The following is a 19,117-nucleotide window of genomic DNA, read 5'->3' as shown; positions in this document are numbered from 1 at the left end:
GCGCGCAAAATATAAGGTCGAATCTCAGAGATTCGGCCTAACCCCTTGACTTGCGGTCCCAAATTGTTCATTTTTTGAACCCGTTCCGGTTGTGTGCTGTCACATACCGGTAGTCTTTCTTACCCGGCGTTGCAGGCCGGTATTCGTATGCCACAGGGCGTTTGGGTGGCATCACTTTTGCAGGCAGGGATTTGCCTGGACCAAGGGCGTAGTGAATATGTTGAACAACAAGGCGCGGGGATGCCTGAAGCGATGAACAAGAAAAAACCTGATGCATTGGTAATTCTGGCAGTGATTTTCGGTCTGGGCGTGCTGGTGAGCAGCCTGACCTACGGTGGCAATGAGTCGCGTCATGATCAGATGGCGGTCAGTGCTGGCGTGAAGAGCGTTACCGTCACCCGGTAACGAAGTACTCTCTGTCTGTGACGATCCCGTCCAGCGGCACATCCCAGGGTGCCGCTGGCAGTCTGTCCACGCCCTGAAAATGGTGTGCGACGCCCAGCAGCAGTGGCCGGCGCGGCCGACGCGCCAGGTCTGCCAGTGTGCGATCGTAGAAGCCGCCCCCCATTCCCAGTCTGTTTCCCTCTCTGTCGAAGGCCACCAATGGCAGCAGCACCACGTCCTGGGTCCAGGCCGGCATGGCGTGTCGACGGTCGGGGCGAGGTTCGCTGATGCCAAAGCGGTTCAGGCGCAGGCGGGTGCGGTGGTTCCAGCGTATGAAGGTCAGCGGGCCTGCGCCAACGGCCGGGAGCGCTGGCAGGGCCAGGTCGCGATGGCGCCAGCCGGACTGCCGGAACAGGGCTTGCGGATCAATTTCACCATCGGCGCTTTGATAAACGGCGATACGCCGGGCGTTGCGCAGGGCGGGCAGACGGGAAAGTTGCTGTGCCAGCGCGCGGGCGGCGGCGTCCTGTGCACCGGGGGTCAGGGCACGGCGTCGCTGGCGCAGATGCTGGCGCAGGGTGCGGCGTGTGTGGCGTTGTGCGGGGGTGAGGTCCGGAGTCGGCATGGCGGATCCTGCAGAAAATAGTGTTCCCCGGTGGTACCGCTGCCGTGGCTTGGCCCTTGAACCCTGCGGTTCAAGGTGGTGGCGTCAGGCGAGTCTTCAGGCTTTCCGCAAGGATGCGGACATGCACACAGACCCGCCAGTATTCGCCCCCGGTAAGTAAAACATCGGCTCAGGGACATCGCCTGGCTGGCCTGTACACCAGGGAACACAGGATCAGTATATCAGGGCGCTGCCCGGGGTGTCAGAGGCGACTTTCCTGCAGGCGGTGATAAGCGTGAATTTCCGCATCCACCTTGCCCAGCAGCTTGGCGAGGCGCTCATTGTCGGGCTGTTGCTGCAGGGCGGACGACGTTTGCAACAGCTCATGTGCCAGGTTCAGTGCGGTCATGACGGCAATGCGCTCCAGGCCGATCACGTTGGCGTCACGGACCTCGCGCATCTGCTGATCAAGATGCCGGGCGGCGCGCAGCAGATTGTCGCGCTCTCCCGGTGGGCAGGCCACGCGGTATTCCTTGTCCAGCAGATGCACGACAACGGAATCCGATTCGCTCATGATTCCTGCTCCAGGGATTTGAGGCGGGTGATGATGGCTTCGACCTTGGCCTTGGCCACGTCGTTCTTTTTAAGCAACTGGGCGCGTTCCTCGAGCAATCGCAACTCGCGCGCATGCAAGGTCTGGTTTTCTTCGCGCAGTCGGGCACTGATGCTTACCAGTTCCTCAACGCGGGCTTCCAGTTGCCGAAGCTGATCTTCCGATTTCATGGCAGAGTGCGCACTGTTATCCTAAGGAATCCCCCGCCTGTACTATAGAGACGGCCCCGCAGGGGGTCAACGCGCCCCGACACAGGAAGATTTCATGACAAAAGGCACCGCCGACTACTTCGAACCCCTTGTGGATGCCCTTGGCCAGTCCGGCGTGCGACATAGCCCGGCAGAACTGCACGGTGTGATCTGCGGTTTGCTGAGCACCGGCAGTGGCGGCCACGATGCCGAACTGCTGGGCGTGCTGGGTGCGCATGCTGAACTGGGCGGCCAGTGGCCTGCCACCGTCTCGTCGACATTGTTGACCCTGAGAGACCTGGCCGCCGAGGGCCTGGCCGGCGACGACATGGAGCTGGTCCTGCTGTTGCCCGATGATGCGGAAGAGCTGGGCCAGCGGGTGGCGGCCCTGGCGCAGTGGTGCGAGGGGTTCCTGGTGGGTTTTGGCACCGGCAGTGCCGGGTTGCGTGACAGCGAGTTGCCCGCCGGGCTGCAAGAGGCGTTGTCGGACCTGGCGGCTATCAGCCAGGTGGGCCTGCCGGAAGAGAACAGTGATGATGAAGAATCCATGTTTGCGCAGATTGCCGAGCACACCCGCATGGCCGCACTGATGGTGTTTACCGAGATGGTGATGGCCCGCGAGCGCAAGGCCCGGGGCGATACGCCCCCGGTGACACACTGAGCCGGAGCGCAGGAGAGAGCATGTCGATTTCCCGTCAGGAATTTGCCCGTCGTCGCCGTGAGCTGATGGCGCAGATGGAAGAGAACAGCATCGCCATTCTGCCGGCGGCGCCTGAGCGTACCCGCAACCGTGATGTCGAGCATCCGTATCGGCAGGACAGTGATTTCTGGTATCTGAGCGGTTTTCCGGAGCCGGAGGCGGTGATGGCCCTGATTCCGGGCCGCGAGCACGGTGAGTTTGTGCTGTTCTGCCGCGAACGTGATCGCACCATGGAAATCTGGAACGGCTACCGGGCCGGGCCGGAGGGCGCAGTGGCGGAGTACGGGGCGGACGATGCCTTCCCGATCAACGATATCGACGAAATCCTGCCCGGCCTGATCGAGGGGCGCGAACGGGTCTATTACGACCTGGGTCGTGATGCGGAGTTTGACCGGCACGTCATGAGCTGGGTCAACAGCATTCGCGCCAAGGTGCGCAGTGGCGCGCATCCACCGGGCGAATTTCTGGCGCTGACGCACCTGCTGCATGACATGCGGTTGTACAAGTCGGCGGCCGAACTGAAAGTCATGCGCCGTGCCGGTGAAATAGCTGCAGCGGCCCATGTGCGCGCCATGCAGGCGGTGCAGCCGGGTATGTACGAATACCAACTGGAAGCTGAATACCTGCATGAGTTCATGCGCAATGGTGCCCGCTCGCCCGCCTACCCGTCGATTGTCGGCGGCGGTGCCAACGCCTGCGTGCTGCATTACATCAGCAACAACGACAAGTTGCGTGACGGTGATCTGGTACTGGTGGATGCCGGCTGTGAGCTGCACAGCTATGCCAGCGACATCACCCGTACTTTTCCGGTCAATGGCCGTTTCAGCCGTGAGCAGCAGGCGCTTTACGAGGTGGTGCTGGCCGCGCAGGATGCCGCGATCGCAGAGGTGTACCCGGGGCAGCACTGGAACGCGTTTCATGAGGCGGCGTTGACGGTGCTGACTCAGGGCCTGCGTGATCTGGGATTGCTCAAGGGCGATGTCAGCGAGTTGATCGACACCGAGGCCTACAAGCCGTTCTTCATGCACCGTACTGGCCATTGGCTGGGGCTGGATGTCCACGATGTGGGCGATTACCGGGTTCAGGATGCCTGGCGTGTGCTGGAGCCCGGCATGGTGCTGACCGTGGAGCCGGGGCTGTACGTGGCACCGGACAACGAGGCCGTGGAAGCACGCTGGCGGGGCATCGGCATTCGCATCGAGGATGATGTGGCGTTGACCCGTGACGGTCACGAGGTGCTTACCGCAGATGTGCCGAAAACCGTGGCTGACATCGAGGCACTGATGGCGGGCCAGAAACGGCAGCGTCGCGCATGAGCCACCAGGGTATCGTCATTGTGGGGGGGGGCATGGCCGGTCTGGCGCTGGCGCTGTTGTGGCGTCGTGCCGGGCAGCCGTCGGTCACCCTGGTGGAAGCGGCGCCGCTGGCAGAGGGGGGCGCGCTCGATACACCGAGCTTTGATGCCCGCAGCACGGCCTTGTCGGCCGGCTCCCTGGCGCTGCTGGCGTCACTGGGCCTGGAAGACACCCTGCTGTCCAGAGCCGCTTCGATTCTGAGTGTGGATGTGTCCCGGCGTGGCCGTCTCGGGCAGACGCGCATACGCGCTGAAGAAGAAGGACTGCCGCGGCTGGGGGCGGTGGTGGAAAATCGCTGGCTGGGGCAGGTGCTGCTGGAGGCCGCGCGGCGCGATGAGGGCCTGCGGCTGATCGCCCCTGCCACGGTGAACAGCGTGCGCCGCCAGGCCGGTGGCTACGCTGTTACCCTGACCCACGACAGCAGCCCCACTACCCTGACCTGCGCGCTGCTGGTGGCGGCAGACGGGGCCCGCTCGCGGGTGCGGGATGCCATGGCCATCAGCGCCCGGCATCACGATCTCGGTCACGACGCCCTGATTGCCAATGTCGCCCTGGGGCAGGCGCCGGCAGCCGCTGCCGGTGTGGCCTGGGAACGCTTTCTCGATACCGGGCCGTTGGCACTGTTGCCGTTGCCGCAGGCGCGTATGGCACTGGTCTGGACCGGCCCGCGGGCGTTCATCGACGAGCTGGCGGCGCTCGATGAGGCTGCCTTGCTGGCCCGGTTGCAGGGGGCCTTCGGGGAGGATCGTCTGGGGCGTTTCGCCCGCATCGGCGAGCGTCAGCGCTACCCACTGATCCTGACGGAAGCCTGTGCCCAGTACGTGCCCCATGGCGTGGTGGTAGGCAACGCGGCCCACAGTCTGCACCCGGTGGCCGGGCAGGGGTTCAATCTGACCTTGCGCGACCTGGCGCGGCTGGCCGATACCCTCGGTGATACCGGCACCCCCGGCGATATCGCGCTGTTGCAGCGCTACGCGGAAGGCCGTGCCGCCGATCAGGCATTGATCCGGCAGGCCTCTCGCTGGGTGCCGGAGCTGTTCCGGGTGCGTTTTGGCCCGTTTGCCCATACCCGCCAGCTTGGACTGGTAGCGCTGGATATTCTGCCTGGCCTGCGCAGTGGTTTTGCGGCGCGTGCGATGGGGCTGGCCAATGGAGGCTGACGGCGTGGACGTGTTGATTGTAGGGGGCGGGATGGCCGGCGGCATGCTGGCTGCCGCACTCGGTGATTCGGGGCTGCGCGTGACGGTGCTGGATGCCGCCCCCGAGCCGGTCATGCCCGAAGGGCCGCCGCACCCGCGCGTGTCGGCGCTGACGGAAGCGAGCCAGCGGATGCTGACGCAGGTGGGTGCCTGGGCGCAGTTGCCTGCGGCACGGGTCCAGGCGTACCAGCGTATGCAGGTCTGGGATGGGGACGGCACGGGTGAAGTGACCTTCGATGCAGGCTCGGTGCAGGCGGAGGCGCTGGGCTGGATTGTTGAAAATGATGCGCTGGTTGCGGCCCTGTACCGGGCGCGCCCGGCCAACGTGCAATGGCTTTCGCGTACGCGTACGCAGGCTATTCGCCGTCAGGGCGAGCACTGGCAGGTGACGCTGGAGGATGGCCGGGTTCTGTCGGCCCCGCTGCTGATTGGCGCGGATGGCGCCCGTTCCCGGGTGCGAGACGCCGCTGGCATTCCGGCACCCGTCCAGGACACCGGGCACGTGGCCATCGTGGGCAGCTTGCGCAGTGCGATGCCGCACGACGGGTGTGCGCGTCAGCGCTTCCTTACGTCGGGGCCGCTGGCATTACTGCCTTTGTCTGGCGATGGGCAGGATTGCTCCCTGGTCTGGTCCTTGTGGCCTCGCGAAGCTGAACGGCTGATGGCGCTGGCCCCCGAAGCGTTCGAGGCGGCGCTGACCCAGGCCAGCGACGCCTGTCTGGGGGCGCTCAGCTTTCAGGGGGCGCGGCAAGTGATCCCGATTCGCACCCTGCACGCCAGTGACTATGTGCGCCCGGGTCTGGCGTTGATCGGGGATGCCGCCCACGTTGTCCACCCTCTGGCGGGCCAGGGCATCAATCTGGGATTGCTGGATGCCGCCGTGCTGGCGGAAGAGATGCAGCGCTCCCTGTCACGCGGCCTGCCCGCATGGCATGCCGCGGCGCTGAATCGCTACCAACGCCGCCGCTGGGGGCATAATGCCCTGATGCTCAGGGCGCTGTCGGGTATCAAGGCACTGTTCGAAGCCAATGCCCTGGAGCTGCGCTGGGCCCGGAATACCGGCATGCGCTGGGTGAACCGCCTGGTGCCCGTCAAGCAGCTGTTGGCGCGTGAAGCCCTCGGTAGACAGGGTGATCTGCCTCGTCTGGCGCGCAAATAGACAAAAACCGCAATACTGTCTATCCCCTCTATTGTCGGACTAAATTCCTGTTTTAATGGGGGTTTTCCTCCAAAAAAGGTTGATTGCGTCACGTTTTTGTTAAGACAAGGTTAACTTTTTTGTCCTGATACGACCTACCTCTACGCCTTTCCCCCCTGAGAACATGTCATTAGAACTAGCGTGCAATAACTGATGGCATTGTGGGGGTCCTGCCCCCATACCAGTTATCGACCGGTTCTGTTGCCAGTAGCGATATGCGCGAATCAGGACGCGCGCAGGCTGGCAATACGTAGCGCTACTACATAACAAGAGCTGGAGAAAAATGATGAAACACCTTCCGCGCGCGCGGCGGGCCCTCTTTGCGGCCGCCGGCATGACCCTGTTCCCCCTTACCGCGACAGCCAGCATGGGCAATATCGGCACCACCTACGGCGTGACGCCGCTGGATGTGGGGACCGCCCAGGCCATGTCCATGTTCAACAGCGGTGTGGCGGCGACCTATTACAACCCCGCCTACCTGGCCCGAGATCGCCGCGGCGAATTGTCGGTCGGGGCCCTGACGGCCAATACCGACATTGATGCCCGCACGGATTTTGCCTCCAGCTTTGCGCCCAACCGTGATGGTAGCGGTGTGGGTGCAGGTCGCACCGAGCATGTACTGATCGGCATGAAAACAGACCTGTCAGACCTGTTCAGCACCGATCGCGCGCTGGTGCTGGGCATGATGGCCGGCGTGGAGAAATACGGCACTGAAATGCTGGGCTTCAACGCCGAAACCTCGGATGAGGGCCAGTACTTCCGCTACGGCGCGCAACCGCTGTTTCTGAATATCGGCGTCGGTGCGAATCTGGCACCGGGCATTGATGTGGGTGCCTCAGTGCGGGTGACCCTGGAGGCGGATGCTGACCTGGTACTTGAATCCACGCCAGGCGGAGTCACCAGCAACGAGCAGATCGCGGTGTCGGCCAAGCCGGTACTCAGCCCGATTGTCGGTCTGAGCGTGCATTGGGGTGAGGTGCTGGGTGCGGATGACAGCAGCTGGCTGCGCGGTGTCGAGACAGCGCTGACGTACCGGAAAAAAACGGCCTCGCGGGCGGACATTGATGCGCTGGCCATCATTCCCGGTCTGATCAATGACGGGCTGGGCCTGTCCTTGCGTACCCTGCATGCTTTCCAGCCCGAGATCTATGCCGTCGGCGCCAGCTATGGCGACGGTGCGCTGCGCATTTCTGCGGTGGCTGAACTGCAGCGCTGGTCTCAGCTTGAGGGCGAATTCGCTCGCGATTCAGTGCGCGATCAGGCTGACATGAAATTCGAGGATGTGGTGATCCCCCGCTTTGGCATGGAGTATCGCATCAATCCGATGTTCTCGGTGGTGTCGGGGATTTCCTATGAAAAATCACCGCTCGACGGCAACGAGTCCCGTGGCGTGAACTACTTCGACAACGATCGCATCGTGCTGGGTGTGGGCGGCGGTATCGAGTTTGCGGAGGTGCCCGGCTTCAACTATCCGGTGCGTCTGGATGTCGCCTATCAATACCAGCATCTGCGCGAGCGAAAGTTCGATCTGACCTCGGACAACAGCAGTTTTAATCCGTATGAAACGGTCAATGTAGATGGCCAGGCGCACGTCTTTGGCGCCACGCTGACCATGACGTTCTGAGCGGGAGTGCTGACATGAAATATTTTATACCCATAGTGCTCGCCGCACTCACCCTGATCGGTTGCGGTGGTGGTGATAAGGCCACAGTCACCTTTGATCGATGGGCCAGTGACAGCCTTGTCTTCAGCTACCCCTATCACGGCCAGAAGGAAGTGCCGGTGGCGGCCCCTCTGGTGCTGCGCTTCAGCAGTGATCTGGCCGGGGTCTCCGAAGCGGATCTGGAATCGCGCATCCGGCTGCGGGATGCGGGCGGTAATGATGTGCCCTTCACCGCCGCCCTGGTCGGCCGCGTCGTGGTTGAAGACGACAACAGCGACGGTGATGATGGCGACAACGGCGACAACGGCGACAACGGCGACAACGGCGACAACGGCGACAACGGCGACGGCAACGGAAATGACGATGGCGATGCCACGGCGGGCGTGACCCAGACCGAACAAACTGGCGTCAGCGTGGTCATCAATCCGGTCAGCCGGCTGGCGCCTGCGCGTGAGTACACGCTGACCTGGAACAACCTGCAAGGCCCGAACGGCGCCATTCGTCCACCGGCAGAGCCGATCCGGTTCACCACGCGGCTGTCGGCGACGGCAGGTCGCTCATCCGCCACGCTGGGTGATTTCCGTGTGACCCGTACTATCCCGGATGCGGGCGATGGCGCGCTGGTATTTGGTGACTTCCACAGCATCCGCGTGCAGTTTTCCCATCCGCTGGATACATCAACGCTGACGGCGGGGGACACCGTTCTGTTGCTGGATGGTATGGGCAATATGGTGCCCGTTGACCTGCTGGCCAAAGACAACTACCTGACCATCGATCCGCGCGAAGACCTGATTGGCGGCCGCGACTATGCGCTGGTGCTGATGGGTAACATTCGCAGCAAGTTCGGAGACAGCCTGGCAGCGGGGCAAGAGGTGCAATATCTGTTCCGCGCGCGCAACACCTTTCCGCGTACTGATCTGATTGCCCGGGCAGACAGCCCGGACGTGACGGGGGAAACGGTATTTTCCAAGCTGACAGGTGCGCCCATCAACACCGTGCCGGTGCAGTCCACGTTGCTGGGCAATGAATCATCGTCTGCACAGCAAGGCAACCTTTACGGCGATCTGGCCTTCGTGCCGAACTTCCCGGAGGTGACGCCGCTTCGTATTCCTCGTGGCAATCTGTTGTCAGGCACCCCGGTGGAAGTGCTGATCTCGGGCGAAGTACCGGCGCAGCTGCAAACCGGCGATATTTCGGTCACGATCATTTCCGATGCCGTGGGCTACCTGCTGCCCAACGAAAGCTCGGATGATCGCTTTGCGCCGCGCCACGTTCGCATGTGGATGGATGTGGCGATGAGCGCAGAAGGCACCGAGGCCAACGCTGCGCTAACGCAGGATGTCATGCATGTCGAGGTGGTGGGTATTGCCATCATCGAGAATGGTGTGCTGTCCATCGATGCCGTGGCGGCGATTGAACTGGATGTACTGGGTATTGATCGTGCCATTGGTGCGTTGGCGTTCCGCCTTGAAGGATACGATCATCCGAGCCTCGCACCGCCGCAGCAAGAGCCTGCCGGTCTGGCGACGTTGCAGTCCTGGCTGCCCGCCGATCAGGTGGATCGGGCTCGCCCGGGCGATCCGATTATCCTGACGTTTGATCGGCCGATCTATCGTGATTCCGTAAAACCGGGTTCCGGAGCGCTCAACGTCCAGCGTAACGGCATGGATGTGGACTTCGAGGTCAAGGCTGATGGTGCTGCACTGGTTATTCACCCGGAAGGCGGGCTTGGCTTCAATAACAGCTATTCAGTGACCATCAATGGCATGGCTCGGGATCTGTACGACAACCCCATCGGGCAAGACTATTTCCTTGAGTTCACCATGCCGCTGTTCCGTGAGTACGCCCAGAACGAGATTCGCGAGAGCTTTGACCCGGGTGACGAAAATCAGGCCAACCGTTTCATTCGCGTGCCGATGTCTCCGCGTGCCGTGACGACCTACCCGGGCTATCCGTGTGCTACCGAAGCGCGCAATATTGCGCTGGGGAATCATGGCCGCTGTGTCGGCTCCCGGACCTCCCGTGAAAGCTGGGCTGGTGGTGATGTCGTTGCCATTAACGAGAACATGCCGGTCACCGAGCTTCCTGCAAACCGCGATATTCGGGTGCGCTTCTCCAAGCCCATGAATACCAACAGCTTCAGGCTCGGCAACCTGGACGGCAGCCGCGCTTGCAACGTCGGTACATTCCGGGTTGAGCGCATGACTGCAAACGGCAACACCTGCATCGAGCCGGTGCCCGGGCGGCTGGAAGTGAGCGAAAGCAGCGCGCGGTTCGTTCCGGATGAACCATGGATCGAGGGAGAAACCTATCGCTATACCATGGTTTCCAACGGCAGCATTCGTGCTACCGCACCACACCGGACCAACCTGGCCAATGCACGGGCAGACTGCAACACAGGCAATATCATCTGCTCAGCAGACAATCTGCCTCTGATGACGCGTTTCTTCTCGACACAGCCCACAGGCAATAATGGCGCGCCCACGCACACCGGCGGTGGCCCGAACCTGGAGATCTTCTTCCGCGGCACAGAGCCGACCACCGCAGTGTTCCAGTCCATGGTCACGCTGCCCACTCCGGATGTGAACGCCAATTCGCTGCTTGATCCCGAGGAGCGTCCGACACTGGTGCCGCGGCAGGGACATCAGTTCCTTCAGCCGAACAACCCGGATGCTGGTCCGAGCCCGTTCGAGATACCGCTCAATGGATCATGGCTGAGTATCGCGGCCACCGGTGGGCAAGTGGACGACCTGAGAATCGGCTGCTCGCCCACGGGAGGCACCTGTCATGAAGAAGCCTTCATCTATGTCAACGGCGGTCTGGATGCGGACATCATCGGTGTGGACGTATATGACGAAGTATCCGGAGAGCAGGCGGTGCGCGTGGCGCTTTACCCGACCATGATCGCGACCACCAGCGTTAACCTGTTTGCGACGTCCGGTGTGGGTACTCCGCGCAGCCCTGCGCCGACGGGTCCCCAGTTCATGCGTACCCGTTATGCGCTGGATGAACAGAACAATCGCACTCAGGCCGGAACAGGCTGGATTCGTGTTAATCCGGATGATCCGAACGGCCCGCCGATTTTCGAGACGACCCTGGATCTGCTGGTGGATGCGCCCCAGACGGACGCGCGAGTTTATGCGCCCGTGCTCGGTCTGACGTCACTCGATCACAATATCCGGTCCTTGACCTTTTCGCTGAGTCTTCGCGGCCCGGTAACGTTCCTCGAAGACGGGCGTATGGTGATTGCGGCCATCAATACAGCAGATGCTGTTCTGGATACACGTCTGAATGCCATCAGCTTGCTGAATGCAAACGTCACCCTCGCACTGCGGGCAGGTGATGCTTCGCTGGCATTCGTTGCGGATCCGGTGAAGGAATAAGAGTTTGCCTTTTGCGTGTGAGTTTGCGGGCCTACCCCGGCCCGCCCTTTTTTCACGCAGCGGATTGAATGACAAGCTTGTGTCTGTGATCAGGCACAACAGAATAATCAAGGAGAACAAGATGAAATTCAGAAAACTCATGGGCGTCGCAGCTGTCTCCGCTGCGGTAGCCAGTCTGGCGGCCTGCGGCGGCAGCTCCGATTCCCGTCCGACCGCTGATCTGCGTATTGTCCATGCAGCCACGGATGCGCCGGACGTGCGGGTTAACTTGCAGAATGATGGTATTGATGAGAATGCCAGTGTTCGCTTGAATCGGCTGGGCTTTGCGCAGTCGTCGGCCTTTCAGCGTGTGCGGCCAAGCCGCTATAACGTGACGGTTGACGCCTATCTTCCCGGAGGCGTGACCCTGGATGGCGTGATTGATGAAACACTGTTGTTCGAACGCGATCGCCAATGGACCCTTGTGGCCACCGGGTTGCTGGATGATGGCACCTTCGGCCCTGTCGTGATCGAGACCGAGCGAGCGCCGGTGAGCGCGGGACAGGCACGGGTTCAGCTGGTCCATGCTGCGCCTGGCGCGCCAGCGGTGGACATCTATCTGGCTGCGATTGAGCCTGTTCTGCCTCCTGAAGACGACGAGGACGACGATGGTGACGGTGGTGACGAGGGCGGTGATGACGGTGAGGGCGGTCTGGACCCTCAGGGCCTGACGACGCTCGACGAGTCGTTTGACTGTACCGCTGGCGAGCCGGTGGTGGTCGACGCATCGTTTGGCGCCTTCACCGACCGTCTCGAAGTACCTGCGGGGGATTACCAGATATGTGTCACGCTGGCCGCGTCGCAGACCCGTGTTTTCGAGAGCGACATTGTTGGCCTGCGCGCTGGTGATGATCTGTTGGTCAGCGCTATCGACAGCGCGGGCGCCTCGCTGCAGATTGCGGACAATTCGCCGATCAATCTGCTGGTCAGCTTCCCGAACGCCACCAGCAGCCTGGTGCTGCGCGACATCAACGACCGCGCCGCGCTGAATGTGGTGCATGCGGCTGCGGGCGTCGGTGATGCGGAAGTCTACTTCGCGCCGCAGGCGGCCTTTATCGCCTGCGTCAATGGTGACGAAGACCATAGCGACGTCTGCACAGACCCGACGATCCCCTCGATAGCTTTTGGTGACAGCCTGCGGACTGACGTTGATGCGGGCAGCTATGCACTGCGCGTGAATGCGGAGGGTGCGGGTGCCGCTGAGGCGCCGATTGCCGCCAACCATCTGATGGTCGGTCAGGGGCGCGGCTACATCGCCATCGCCGGGGGGCATGCCGTGGATGTCGAGGCTGAACTGTTCCCGCTCTTCCTGGAGCGACAGACTCGCCCGATTGCCACGCAGGCGAGCTTGCGCATCGTTCATGCGGGGTCGCTCTCGGGTCCTGTAGCCGTGTTCGTGACCGAAGCGGGCGACATCACGGATGCTGATGTGCAGTTTGCCGAGGTGGCTCCGGATTTCACCCTGGATGTGCGTCGGGATAGCGGTTACCTCGTCCTTCCGGGCGGTGACTATGACATTCGCATTGCTGTGCCCCTGAACGATGGTGGTTTCGATGTGATCTACAGTGAGTCGGGTGCTATCGATAACGGTTCGATCCTCGATCTCATTATCCGCAACCCGGATGAAGATGAAGGCTTCTTTGAGGTGGAACTGCTGGATATCGGTGTTGCCATCGGCTAGCCGCCGCAAGGCTGCCACCTTTGTGGCAGCATTATTTTCAGGCCAGGCGCTGCGGCGTCTGGCTTTTTTTTCGGGTCTTCTTCACCCTGTATTGATTCCATCCTGACGCGCCGTTCATGCCGACCTCTCATTTCCGGAGAAGAATTCTGTTTGCGCCGTCAGCTTGACATCACCTTGATGTCACGGAGACCAATCTGACGCCTCCTTTCTTTGTGCTATGGGGTGTCAGACATGCGATCAATCAAGATGATGGCGGGCCTGCTGTGCGCAGCGGGCGTGGTGGGGTTGTCGGCGTGCGGAGGCAGTAGCAGTAGTATTCGCCCGACAGCAGATGTCAGGGTGATTCATGCGGCGACCGATGCGCCGGATGTGAACATTCGTGTTAACGGTGAAGCCGTCGAGGCATTGCAGGGTGTGCCTTTTGGAAGTGGTTCCTCTTTCCTGCGTTTGCGTGCTGACCGATATGATGTGGATGTTGATGCGCTGGCGGCAGCCGGCGTGATCGATGGCGCGATCAGTGAATCCCTGACCCTGGAGCGTGACACGCAAACCACGGTGATTGCTGCGGGTCTTCTGGCTGACGACAGCTTTGGGCCACAGGTGATCGTTAATCAACGTTCCCTTGTGCCCTCCGACAGTACTCGGGTGCAGGTCGTACATGCTGCGCCGGGCGCGCCGGAAGTGTCGGTGTTTGTCACCGCGCCGGACGCGGCGCTGGACATGCCACTGACGACATTCTCGTTTTACGACCATACCGAGCAGGTGACGGTGCCTGCCGGGGAGTACCGGATTCGTATTACGGCGGGCAGCAGCAATGATGTCGAGGATGTGGTCTTCGACTCGGGCGCCATCGCATTGCCCGGCGGTGCCGATCTGCTGGTGCTCGCGCTGGATAACCCGGGTCCGGGTGCTCCGGTTGATCTGCTGGTCTCCACTGGCGCGGGGAATGATTTCGTTCTGCGCGATGTGAACAACACAGCATCCTTGCGTGCCGTGCATGCCGCCTCCGGCGTCGGTACCGCCGAGATATTTGCAGGCCCTGCGCCGCTGGCCTCGGACGCCGAGCCGTTGGTGGACATGATCGAGTTTGGCCAGGACCTGACCGCAGACGCTCTGCCCCCGGCCGAGTATGAACTGCGCATTGGCGTCGCCGGCCAAGGGGCTGATGCCGCGCCGATCGTGGCCACGGCGGAGCTGGAAGGTGGCACGGCATACACGGCACTGGCGGCGGGCGACCTGCCTGCGGACATGGGGGCGTCGGACCTGTTTGCCATACTTGCTCAGGACGACCGGCGCGCGGTGGCGACGGATGCCCGGGTGCGGGCCATTCATGCGGCGTCCCTGGCCGGTACGGTGGACGTGTTTGTGACGCCCAATGCGCAGGCGGTTACCGTGAACCAGATCGAAATGGGCGAAGTGATGCCGACGCTGCCCGGCTTCGAGGTCGGCGATATCACGCCTTACCTCGCGTTGCCGCCCGATACCTATGACGTGAGAGTCCGTGCCGGGGGTGCCGTCGCGATCAATGTGGAAGCCGTGCAGCTTGACGGCGGGACGGTCACCACCCTGGTAGCGCGCAACCCGGACCTTGGGGAGGCGGTTGACGATTTCGGCTTCATCGTTCTGTCGGATTGAGCCAACCGGGCCTGAAGAAAATCGGGCCTGAAGAAGACAGCGGACAGGGCGGCGTTGGCCGCCCTGTTTCGTGGGCAGGCGGGCTTGCGCCCGGCCCGTCCATTGAAGGATAATGCGAACCATTCTTACCTTCTTTATCGGGAGTAATATGGTGCGCGTGAGTCTTGGCATGGGTGTAAAGCGTGGGCTGATGGCCCTGTGTGTCCTGATTCTCGCCGCCTGCAGCGATTCCCGCAGTGGCGACGAGATTGTTGTCTATACCTCCCGGGCCGACCATCTGGTCAAGCCGGTCTTCGACGCCTATACCGCCGAGACCGGCACCCGTATTCGCTATATCACGGATAACGAAGCCGCGCTGATTACCCGGCTGCAGGCCGAGGGTGCGAGCAGCCCGGCCGATATGCTGATTACGGTGGACGCGGGCAATCTCTGGCTGGCTGCCGACCGTGACCTGTTGCAGCCGGTGCAGGACGGCGACCTGGACAACGCGGTGCCGGCGCACCTGCGCGATGCCGAGGGGCGCTGGTTCGGCCTGACGGTGCGTGCGCGCACGCTGGTCTACTCCACAGAGCGTCTTGATCCCGCCGAGCTGTCCACCTACGAAGCGCTGGCTGATGAACAGTGGGCAGACAGACTGTGCCTGCGTACGTCCAAGAAGGTCTACAACCAGTCGCTGGTGGCGACCATGATCGAGCGGCTGGGCGTGGAGCAGGCCGAGCAAGTGGTGCGTGGCTGGATCGGCAATCTCGCCACGGACGTCTTCGCCAATGATAACGCGGTGATGGAAGCCATTGCGGCGGGCCAGTGTGATGTCGGCATCGTCAACACCTACTATTTCGGCCGATTGCTGCGCGACCGCCCTGACATGCCGATCCGTCTGTTCTGGGCCAATCAGGGCGAGGGCGAAAGCGGCGTGCACGTGAACGTTTCCGGCGCGGGCCTCACCCGGCATGCGCCGAACCGCGAGGCCGCACTGGATCTGCTGCGCTGGATGACACAGCCAGAAGCGCAGAGCCTGCTCGCTGACCTGAATCTGGAATACCCGGTCAACCCGGATGTGGCGCCGGACGAAACGGTCGCGGCCTGGGGCAGCTTCCGCGCCGATGACCTGAACGTGGAGATCGCCGGTCGCCGTCAGGTGGAAGCGGTGAAGCTGATGGACCGGGCCGGTTATCGCTAAGCGTTCTGCGCCAACGCGACTGGCGGAGGGCTGGCGTGGCGGGCAGAATGTGCCCTCCATTGCCTGACCTGATGCCATGCACCTGATATCGACCCGTTTGAAGCTGCGGCGCTGGCGCCCCGATGCCCTGGTGCTGCTGACCGTGTTGCTGTCGGCCATGGTGCTGATGCCGATCGCCGTGCTGGGTCTGTCCTGGCTGGGGGATGAGTCCGCCGTCTGGCGGCATCTGGCCGACACGGTCCTCAAGGACCTGATCCTGAATACCCTGTTGTTGCTGGTGGGGGTGGGCGCCGGGGTGTTACTGCTGGGCGTCAGTCTGGCCTGGATGGTTTCCACGCTCGATTTCCCCGGCCGCCGCTTTTTCGACTGGGCGTTGCTGTTGCCGTTGGCGGTGCCTGCTTATGTGCTGGCCTTCGTGGCGCTGGATCTGCTGGACTTTTCCGGGCCGGTGCAAGGCAGCCTGCGGCAATGGTTGCCTTTCTTCTCCGGTGGCAGTGTGCGCCAGCCCTGGCTGGTGATTGTCAGTCTGTCGCTGGTCTTCTATCCCTACGTCTATATGCTCGCCCGGGCTGCCTTCATGGTGCAGGGGCGTACCCTGATGGAACAGGCCAGGATCCTCGGGCTGGGGCCCTATGCCGCTTTCTGGCGCGTGGCGTTGCCCATGGCCCGGCCTGCCATCGCCGCCGGGCTGGCCCTGGCGTTGATGGAAACCCTGGCGGACTTCGGCGCGGTGGCGGTGTTCAACTACGACACCTTTACCACGGCCATCTACAAGAGCTGGTATCACCTGCGCACCCTGAATGCGGCGGCCCAGCTGGCCTCGCTGCTGCTGCTGTTCGTGCTGGTGACGCTGGTGCTGGAACGCATGGGCCGTGGCCGGGCCCGCTTTGCCCAGCAAGGCGGGCAGCAGATGCATCGGGTGCGCCCGCGCGCGCTGCAGCGTTGGTTGTTGACCGGCTACGCCGCACTGGTCTTTCTGGCCGCCTTTGCCATCCCTGTGGGTCGGCTGGTGTTCTGGGTGGTGGACAGCGCCTGGATGGATCTGGACAGCCGTTACTGGGGCCTGGTCACGCGCACCTTTCTGCTGGGCTGCATCGCGGCCGTCGCCACCGTGGTGCTGTCGCTGTTGCTGGGGTATGTGCGGCGCACTCGCCGTCATCGGTTGGTGCATGCCGCAGTGCGCGGCGCGACCGTGGGTTACGCGATGCCAGGCTCTGTGCTGGCGGTGGGCATCATGTTGAGCTTTGCCGCGATCGACCAATGGCTGGGGGCCACTTTCAATGTGCGGCCGTTGTTGCTCGGTGGCCTGCTGGCCTTGCTGATGGCCTACGTGGTGCGTTTTCTGGCGGTGGCCTACGGGCCGGTGGAGGCGGCGTTCGAGCGGGTGCGGCCGCGCCTGGTGGATGCGGCCCGGACCCTGGGAGCCACGCCCGCCGAGGCCGTGCGGCGGGTATACCTGCCGTTGCTGGCGCCGGGCGTGCTCACCGCGCTGCTGCTGGTGCTGATCGATGTCATGAAGGAAATGCCAGCCACGCTGCTGCTGCGGCCTTTCGGTTGGGACACGCTGGCCGTACGCATCTATGAGATGACCACTGAGGGGGAATGGGCGCGCGCGGCCCTGCCCTCCCTGACACTGGTGCTGGTGGGACTGTTACCGGTGTACCTGCTGATGCGGCGCATGCGCTGAGTGATTTACCTGATTACTCCCTAAGCCTTTGATCCTATTTGCTTTGTGCGCTTCGTGGCATTTAACACTAAATTTACAATGCGATAACAAAAGTCGTATGTGAATGATTACTTCATCACGGTTTGTGTAAACGTCCGTTTGCCAGACTCTCCAGTCAGTACACGCACCTCTCCGCGTGGATTGTTCCGGGCGGCACCCCGCCACCCGGCACGAATAACAATGAGACTGGAGTCGAGATCATGTCTGTCCTGTCCCGCTTCGGGGGCGCTGGCTGTGTGGCCGGTGTCCTGTGCAGTGCTTCCCTGCTGAGCGTGTCCACCGCCCATGCCAATATGGGCAATATTGCTTCCACCTACGGCGTTCTGCCTCAGGATCTGGCCTCGGCGCAGGCCCTGTCGCTGTTCAACCCGCAGGTATCGGCCACCTATTACAACCCGGCCTATCTGGCCCGCGATCCGCGCGGCGAGCTGACCGTAGGGCTGTTTCATGCCGAACACGAGCTGCGCCTGGAGAGCCTGGGCGGGCCGGACCCGGTGATCCGCGAGGGCGGTGATGTGCTGGAGGATGCCCCCAGCCAGCACCTGCTGATCGGGATGAAGACCAACCTGACGTCGCTGACCCAGTACAACCGGCCGATCTATCTGGGCTTTATGGCCGGGGTGGAAAAATACGGCCGGGAAATGCTGGCCTTCGAGTCCACCACCTCCAGCGAAGGCCAGTTTTTCAACTATGGCCGGCAGCCCCTGTTCCTGAACCTGGGCGGGGCCATGAACCTGTGGCGCGGCATCGATGTGGGCCTGACCGCGCGCGTGACCCTGCACGCCGATGCCACCCTGCGCACCTGGACTGATCTCGACGGCGAAACCAGCCACGAATCCCTGGCGGTGGAGGCGAAGCCGGTATTGCGACCGATCGCCGGGGTCAATGTGCGCTGGGGCGACACCGTGTGCGCGCAAACCGATTGCTGGCTGGACAACCTGGAAACGGCAGTGGCCTACCGGGGCTACTCCAATACCCGCACCAAGGTGGACGCCTTTGCGACCATCCCCGGCATGGTCGGCAGCATCGGTTTGCCGCTGTCGATCCAGACGCTGGATTCCTTCCAGCCGGAGATCGTCGCGGTCGGCGCCATGTACCAGTGGGGTCGCGCCCGCCTGGGCGTGACCGGCGAGTGGCAGCGCTGGTCGCGGCTGGAGAAGGAGCTGGAAGGTGACACCATCAAGGAACAGGCCAATCTGCGCTTCCGCGATATCGTGATTCCCCGTGTCGGCGCCGAAGTGCGGCTGAACGATCTGCTGACGGTGACCGGCGGGCTGGCCTGGGAGAAATCACCGCTGGAAAGCGATCGCTCACTGGATGTGAATTATCTCGACAATGATCGCCTGATCGTCGGGTTGGGACTGAGCGCGGAGTTTCGTGAGCCCCCGGTGCTGGCCTTCCCGCTGCGGGTGGATATCGGCTATCAGTACCACCACCTGCGGGATCGCGAGTTTGATCTGACCAGCAGCCGCCAGGACGATCCGGATGTGCCCTACGAGCGTGTGCGCTCGGACGGGGATGTCCATGCGATTGCCGGTTCCATCACCCTGAAATTCTGACGGGGGACAT

The 19,117-nt window shown here is 62.6% G+C and carries 15 protein-coding genes and 1 other RNA gene; 12 read left to right on the top strand and 4 right to left on the bottom strand.

The genetic code is table 11. The annotated features are described in order from the left end of the window. Positions 1 to 165: 165 nt before the first annotated feature. On the top strand, positions 166 to 405 hold the full coding sequence (locus DKW65_RS15920) for a hypothetical protein (RefSeq protein ID WP_162925849.1): 240 nt from the start codon (positions 166 to 168) through the stop codon (positions 403 to 405). On the opposite strand, the gene DKW65_RS12020 is transcribed toward DKW65_RS15920, so the two are convergent. The 4 genes from DKW65_RS12020 to DKW65_RS12005 form a co-directional block, all read right to left on the bottom strand. After that, positions 395 to 1,009 (bottom strand): 5-formyltetrahydrofolate cyclo-ligase, encoded by a 615-nt coding sequence (locus DKW65_RS12020; RefSeq protein WP_111657662.1) that lies wholly within the window; start codon positions 1,007 to 1,009, stop codon positions 395 to 397. The genes DKW65_RS15920 and DKW65_RS12020 overlap by 11 nt on opposite strands. Before the next feature lie 20 nt (positions 1,010 to 1,029). Beyond that, positions 1,030 to 1,217: non-coding RNA, 6S RNA (gene ssrS / locus DKW65_RS12015), on the bottom strand. A 33-nt stretch (positions 1,218 to 1,250) separates the two neighbouring features. Then, on the bottom strand, positions 1,251 to 1,562 hold the full coding sequence (locus DKW65_RS12010) for a cell division protein ZapA (protein ID WP_111657661.1): 312 nt from the start codon (positions 1,560 to 1,562) through the stop codon (positions 1,251 to 1,253). Then, on the bottom strand, positions 1,559 to 1,771 hold the full coding sequence (locus DKW65_RS12005; protein ID WP_111657660.1) for a TIGR02449 family protein: 213 nt from the start codon (positions 1,769 to 1,771) through the stop codon (positions 1,559 to 1,561). The genes DKW65_RS12010 and DKW65_RS12005 overlap by 4 nt, the downstream gene beginning before the upstream one ends. A gap of 94 nt (positions 1,772 to 1,865) precedes the next feature. Here DKW65_RS12005 and DKW65_RS12000 point away from each other — a divergent pair, with 94 nt between their 5' ends. The 11 genes from DKW65_RS12000 to DKW65_RS11945 all read left to right on the top strand — a co-directional run bounded on the left by DKW65_RS12000 (position 1,866) and on the right by DKW65_RS11945 (position 19,107). After that, positions 1,866 to 2,450: a UPF0149 family protein gene (locus DKW65_RS12000; RefSeq protein WP_111657659.1), complete on the top strand. Its 585-nt coding sequence runs from the start codon at positions 1,866 to 1,868 to the stop codon at positions 2,448 to 2,450. Positions 2,451 to 2,470: 20 nt separating this feature from the next. After that, positions 2,471 to 3,805, top strand: coding sequence for a Xaa-Pro aminopeptidase (gene pepP / locus DKW65_RS11995; protein WP_111657658.1), 1,335 nt, complete (start codon positions 2,471 to 2,473; stop codon positions 3,803 to 3,805). Next, a complete protein-coding gene (locus DKW65_RS11990) occupies positions 3,802 to 5,004 on the top strand; it encodes an FAD-dependent monooxygenase (RefSeq protein WP_111657657.1) in 1,203 nt (400 codons plus the stop codon). The genes pepP and DKW65_RS11990 overlap by 4 nt, the downstream gene beginning before the upstream one ends. Positions 5,005 to 5,008: 4 nt before the next feature. Beyond that, positions 5,009 to 6,202, top strand: coding sequence for an FAD-dependent monooxygenase (locus tag DKW65_RS11985; protein WP_342767603.1), 1,194 nt, complete (start codon positions 5,009 to 5,011; stop codon positions 6,200 to 6,202). A 322-nt stretch (positions 6,203 to 6,524) separates the two neighbouring features. Beyond that, positions 6,525 to 7,865, top strand: coding sequence for an outer membrane protein transport protein (locus DKW65_RS11980; protein WP_245932505.1), 1,341 nt, complete (start codon positions 6,525 to 6,527; stop codon positions 7,863 to 7,865). Between the two features lie 14 nt (positions 7,866 to 7,879). Next, a complete protein-coding gene (locus tag DKW65_RS11970; RefSeq protein WP_162925848.1) occupies positions 7,880 to 11,287 on the top strand; it encodes an Ig-like domain-containing domain in 3,408 nt (1,135 codons plus the stop codon). Positions 11,288 to 11,408: 121 nt separating this feature from the next. Then, positions 11,409 to 13,007, top strand: a complete 1,599-nt coding sequence (locus tag DKW65_RS11965; RefSeq protein ID WP_111657653.1) for a DUF4397 domain-containing protein — start codon at positions 11,409 to 11,411, stop codon at positions 13,005 to 13,007. Between the two features lie 231 nt (positions 13,008 to 13,238). Beyond that, positions 13,239 to 14,642, top strand: a complete 1,404-nt coding sequence (locus DKW65_RS11960; protein ID WP_111657652.1) for a DUF4397 domain-containing protein — start codon at positions 13,239 to 13,241, stop codon at positions 14,640 to 14,642. Between the two features lie 169 nt (positions 14,643 to 14,811). Beyond that, positions 14,812 to 15,822, top strand: a complete 1,011-nt coding sequence (locus DKW65_RS11955; RefSeq protein WP_111657929.1) for an extracellular solute-binding protein — start codon at positions 14,812 to 14,814, stop codon at positions 15,820 to 15,822. A gap of 76 nt (positions 15,823 to 15,898) precedes the next feature. After that, entirely contained in the window at positions 15,899 to 17,509 is a 1,611-nt protein-coding gene (locus DKW65_RS11950; protein WP_111657651.1) for an ABC transporter permease, read from the top strand. A gap of 239 nt (positions 17,510 to 17,748) precedes the next feature. Next, on the top strand, positions 17,749 to 19,107 hold the full coding sequence (locus DKW65_RS11945) for an OmpP1/FadL family transporter (RefSeq protein WP_111657650.1): 1,359 nt from the start codon (positions 17,749 to 17,751) through the stop codon (positions 19,105 to 19,107). Positions 19,108 to 19,117: the final 10 nt, after the last annotated feature.

This window comes from Isoalcanivorax indicus (assembly GCF_003259185.1).
GTDB classification, from domain to species: domain Bacteria; phylum Pseudomonadota; class Gammaproteobacteria; order Pseudomonadales; family Alcanivoracaceae; genus Isoalcanivorax; species Isoalcanivorax indicus.
The sequence above is the reverse complement of the archived record's forward strand: the minus strand, read 5'-3'. Positions and strand labels throughout refer to the sequence as shown.